Raw genomic sequence first — 5,064 nt, forward strand, 5'->3', positions numbered from 1 at the left:
GGTGTAGGGGGCGGCCGCGTTGAAGTCGGCCGCGCCGACCTCGCCTTCCGCGATGCGGACGTCGAGGTCCAGGTCGGCGAAGTCGCGGGTTTCGGTGGTTTCTTCGAGCAGAATCTTGTCGTTCATGACAACTCCCTCGATATCGATCGCAGCGCTTTGTTGGGTGCTGCGAATCCTGGAGATCTGTTTGATCTCGGGGAGGACGCTAAGCGTTCGACAGGCGGCCGATCAAGAACGATTACCGGCCATCCGGGCCGGCTGGAAATCTCCCTGTGGAAGCCGCGATCAGGCTCCTACGCTGCATAGATGCCGAGCAGGGGTCGATCTGCCCGGCGTGTTCACGAGGGGGTCGTCTGCGACACGTCGGGGCCGACCGGTAAATACCGGTTAACCGATTTCGTTGGCATCTACTGTATCGGGGAAATTCCGCACGGCAATTGTCGGCGGCGCTATATTCCCGGGCCATTCATGCGGGTAATCCGCCGGGTTCGATCTCATCCGCCGACGGGCGGGTGGTTCATCGGCGCGCCGTCCCCGACCGGGGGCAGATCGCCGCGCTCGATCGGGGTGCTCGCGGTGGTCGGCTCCGGGCGGGGCGTGGTGGTGCCGGCCCCGGGGGCGGTCGCCGGCTGCGCGGCCGACATCGCCGCACGCAGGGTGGCCCGATCGACCTCTTTCGGATCGGCCCACACCCACACGACCAGGCCGTCCCCGGCCCGCGCGTAGGTGTGTTCGGCCGATGTGCTGCGGTACCACGTGTCGCCGTCGGCCGCACAGGTCCCGCTCGCCGGCGGCGTCGACGGGCAGGCCGCGGTGCTCGGCCCGCCCGTGTCCGCGGCAAGGTGGATCCGCCGGCCCTGCGCCGAGACGTAGACCGACTGGAAGCCGGTGTCCCCGTACACCGCGACCGACTGCGCCGCGAGTTCGTAGCCGGGCACGGTGGTGACATACCGGAACCGGGGTTCGACGCCCGGCGGGGGTGTGGGGCCGGTCGGCAGGGGGGCCTCGGACCGACCGGTGGCCGGCGGGGAGGCGCCCGGGGAGTAGAGGCCGCCCGAGCCCACCGCCCGACCCGGCCGGCCCTCGGTGCTTCCGCACCCGACGAGTAACAACATCCCGGCCAACCCGAACCCGGCGGCGATCACACGAGCATTCATGCGGCGCACCCTAACCGACGGGTCGGACCGGGCCGGGGTGGTCGCCGGCCGGGCGACCGGATCGGGCCGGCAGCGGGCCGGCGTCAGGCCAGGGTCACCGTCACCGGGAGTTCCTTGATGCCGTTGACGAAGTTGGAGCGGACCCGGCGGACCTCGCCCGCGAGCCGGATGTCGGCGATCCGGGGCAGGAGTTCCTCGAACATGATCCGCATCTCCAGGCGGGCCAGTGCGTTGCCGAGGCAGAAGTGCGGGCCGCCCTTGCCGAAGGTCACGTGGTCCACGCCGCGCCGGGTGACGTCGAAGTCGTACGGGTTCTCGAACACGGCCTCGTCCCGATTGCCCGAGGCGAACCACAACACCACCTTGTCGCCCTCGCGGATCGACCGGCCGGCCAACTCGGTGTCGCGGGTCGCGGTGCGGCGGAAGTGGTAGACGGGAGAGGCCCAGCGCAGGAACTCCTCGACCGCGCCCGGCATCAGCGCGAGGTCGTCGCGCAACCGCGCCAACTGCTCCGGGTCGCGCAGCAGCGCCAGCATCGAGTGCGAAATGGCGTGCCGGGTGGTCTCGTTGCCTGCCACCACCAGCAGCAGGAAGTAGTTGTCGAAGTCGTGTTGCGACAGCGGGACGCCGTCCGAGGGCGTCTGGTTGACCAGTCGGCTGACCAGGTCGGTGCCGGCGCCGCCGCGCCGCCGGGCGGCCAACTCCCGTCCGTACTCGAAGACCTCCAGCGAGGCGGGACTGCGGAACGGCAACTCGCGGTAGCGCTCGCTCTCCTCGCTCTCCAGGAGCACGTCGGCGTAGTCCGGGTCGGTGTTGCCGATGATCCGGTTGCCCCAGTCGATCAGTTTGCCGGTGTCCTCGCCGGGCACGTCGAGCATCTTGGCCAGCACGTTGATCGGGAAGTCGGCGCTGACCTCGTGCACGAAGTCGAAGGTGCCCTTGGCGAGTGCGTGGTCCAGGGTCTTCGCGGTCAGCCCGCGCAGGAACGTGCCGTAGTCGGCGATCGCGCGCGGGGTGAACTGCTTTTGGAGCAGCTTGCGCAGCGCGGTGTGCCGCAGCCCGTCGGTCTCCAGGAGCGAGCGGCGGATGGCGATCTGCGAGTCGTCGACCTCCTCCAGGTTGGTGAACCGCGAGGAGGTGAAGGTCTGTGGGTCGCGATCGACCGCGACGATGTCCGCGTGCCGGGTCAGCGCCCAGAAGCCGCTGTTGGGGGCCGCCTCGGGCTGCCAGTGCACGGGGTCCTCGCGGCGCAGCGTGTGGAACATCCGCCAGGGTGTCTCGCCGTCCAGGAAGCGGTCGTTGTCGGCGAGGTCGACCTCGTCGAGCGGCATCGGCTCGGGGATCGTGGAGGCGGTGGTGGTGCGGCTCACGAAGACTCCTCGCGGGGGATCGGCAGGGTGCCCGGACGGGCCGGCGCGAGTGCGCTCACAGGTGGTAGGCGTACTCGGTGAACTCCCAGTCGGTGACGTGCCGGTGGAAGCGGGCGACCTCGTCGCGCTTGTAGGTGATGAACGCGTCGGTGAACCGGGCGCCGAGCAGCGCGGTGAGTTCCTCGTCGGCCTCGAACGCGTCCAGCGCCTCGGTCAGCGTCGCGGGCAGGATCCGCGCCTTGGCCGTGTCGTAGCCGTAACCCTCCAGCGGGGGCGGTGGGTTCGCCTTGTCGCGCAGCCCCAGGTGCACCGCGGCGAGCACGCCGGCGACGGCCAGATACGGATTGGCGCTCGCGTCACCGAGCCGGATCTCCAGCCGCGCGCCGGCGCCGCGCTCGGGCGGGATGCGGACCATCGCGCTGCGGTTGTCCAGGCCCCAGTCGATCAGCCAGGGCGCCAGCGTGTCCGGGCCGAATCGTTTGTACGAGTTGACCGTCGGGTTCGACAGCGCGGCCAGTGCGGGGGCGTGCGCCAGGACGCCGGCGATCGCGTGATGTGCGGCAGGGGACAGGCCGTGCGGGCCGGTCGGGTCGTCGAAGGCGTTGCCGCCGTCCGCGTCCAGGCAGCTCAGGTGCAGATGGAAGCCGGAACCGCCCTCGTCGTTGAAGGGTTTGGCCATGAAGGTGGCCAACCGGCCCTCCAGCCGCGCGAGTTCCTTGATCGAAGCCTTGAAGCGGAAGGCCCGGTCGGCGGCGTCCAGCGCGTCGGAGTGGTCGAGGTTGATCTCGAACTGGCCGGAGCAGTACTCGTGGTTGCCGGTGGTCACGCCGATGCCCAGCGGGCCGAGATGACGCAGGGTGCGCAGCAGGTGCGCGTCCGGGTCACCGCGGCGCCCGGCCACGTAGACGTTGCCCGGTGCGTCGCCGTAGCGCCGCCAACCGCCCGGGCGTTGCGGGTCCGGCTCGCACAGGAAGTACTCCAACTCCGGTCCGACCACCGGTCGCAGGCCCACCTCGGCGGCCATCCGGGCCAGCACGTCGCGCAGCAGCGAGCGCGGTGCCTCCGGGGCGGGGCGTCCGGTGGCCGGGTCCACGGTCTCGCCCAGACACCACGCGACGCCGGGCTCCCACGGGATGGCGACGAGGGTGTCCAGGTCGGGGTATACGCAGATGTCCGGCAGTCCGACGTCCATGCCGCCGGCCACCGGGACGGTCTCGCCGCGCGGGGTGGTGTGGAAGACCGCCCGGCAGAACGCCAGACCGTGTGCGCAGACCGAGGGCAGGTGGTCCACCAGCACGTCGCGTCCGCGATCGGTGCCGATCAGGTCCGGGTAGGCGATCCGGACCACGTCGATGCCCCGCGCCTTCAGGTCGGCGACGACGTGGTGGGCCCGGTCCACTTCGGATGCATTCACGGATTCTCCTCGCACACCACGGCACGGCACGGGCGCCGGCAGGACGGCCGATTCGTTTGAGCCCAAACCATATGGACGCGGCCGGCCTCGCACAAGGGGTTGGCCGAGGCTTTACGGGGCTCGATCCGGTGGGTGGGTGCGAGTGTCGGGTGTGGTGGCGAAGACGGCGTCCGGGGCGTGACAACGGACTGCGGGAGGCATATCGTACGGACCCAAACGATCTATCGGTCTCGACCCGCGTCGAGCCGCACCGTGCCCCGAGGGAGGCGCCATGACCGGCGTACACGGTTTCTTCCACCCCAAGACCGGCACGGGCCGGTCGTCGCTGATCCCCGCTCCGCCGTGGTCGTACTCGGGTGACCTGCTCACCATCGAGTACCGCACCGATCCCGCGCGGGTCGCCGAACTGTTGCCCCCGCAGTTGGAGCTCGCCGACGAGGACCCGGGCGCGGTCGCGCTGATCTGGGCCGACTGGCAGTCCTGTTCGTCCGATCGGGCGGAACTGCTCGACCCGGTGCGCGCGCAGTACAAGGAGTGCTTCGCGGTGGTGCGCTGCCGGTACGCGGGGGTGACCTACTCGCGCTGCGTGTACATCTGGGTGGACAAGGACTTCGCCATCGCGCGTGGCCTGCACCAGGGGTATCCGAAGAAGCTCGGCTCGATCCATCAGACCCGGCCGCACCCCTTCGGCCCGGCGCCGCGGATCGAGGCGGGCGCCCGGTTCGGCGCGACCCTGGCCGCCGCCGACCGCAGGTTGGCCGAGGCCGTGGTGACGCTGCGCGAACCGTCGCCGACCAACGGTTTCGTCAACGGGCATCCGATGGCCCACCACCGCTGGCTGCCCTCGATCGAACCCGGCCGGGGCCCGGCCCTGGACGAACTGGTGGCCACCGGCGCCGAGTCCGCCGAGGGCGGCGGGGCCTGGGTCGGCGACGCGGAGCTGACCCTGTTCGAGGCGCCCACCGAGGAACTGGCCCGGCTGGAGGTGGACGAGATCATCGGCGCGTACTACCGGCAGGTCGGCGTGGTCTGGAACGGCGGCACGCTGCTGGCACGCGGCGGTTCGGGCGCTGCGTAGACCCTCGCGCGAGGGCCCCATCACCCGACGGTGATGGGGCCCCTG

General features: G+C 70.7%; 4 protein-coding genes. 1 reads left to right on the plus strand and 3 read right to left on the minus strand.

Features of this window, described 5'->3' with window-relative positions; translation table 11 throughout:
* Nucleotides 1–494 precede the first annotated feature (494 nt).
* The 3 genes from ACFXMF_RS46650 to ACFXMF_RS46660 all read right to left on the minus strand — a co-directional run bounded on the left by ACFXMF_RS46650 (nt 495) and on the right by ACFXMF_RS46660 (nt 3,941).
* Nucleotides 495–1,157: a hypothetical protein gene (locus ACFXMF_RS46650; protein WP_379992585.1), complete on the minus strand. Its 663-nt coding sequence runs from the start codon at nt 1,155–1,157 to the stop codon at nt 495–497.
* 83 nt (nt 1,158–1,240) lie between these two features.
* Complete coding sequence (locus tag ACFXMF_RS46655) at nt 1,241–2,488, minus strand: cytochrome P450 (RefSeq protein ID WP_379992586.1); 1,248 nt, start codon at nt 2,486–2,488, stop codon at nt 1,241–1,243.
* A gap of 94 nt (nt 2,489–2,582) precedes the next feature.
* The gene (locus ACFXMF_RS46660; protein WP_360319538.1) at nt 2,583–3,941 is read right to left on the minus strand and encodes a glutamine synthetase family protein; all 1,359 of its coding nucleotides are present in this window, start codon (nt 3,939–3,941) and stop codon (nt 2,583–2,585) included.
* Between the two features lie 271 nt (nt 3,942–4,212).
* On the opposite strand from ACFXMF_RS46660, the gene ACFXMF_RS46665 reads away from it, so the two are divergent.
* On the plus strand, nt 4,213–5,019 hold the full coding sequence (locus ACFXMF_RS46665; protein ID WP_360319540.1) for an acetoacetate decarboxylase family protein: 807 nt from the start codon (nt 4,213–4,215) through the stop codon (nt 5,017–5,019).
* The last annotated feature ends 45 nt before the right edge of the window (nt 5,020–5,064 follow it).

The sequence above is a fragment of the Embleya sp. NPDC059213 genome (genome assembly GCF_042754445.1).
In the GTDB taxonomy this organism is placed as follows: domain Bacteria; phylum Actinomycetota; class Actinomycetes; order Streptomycetales; family Streptomycetaceae; genus Embleya.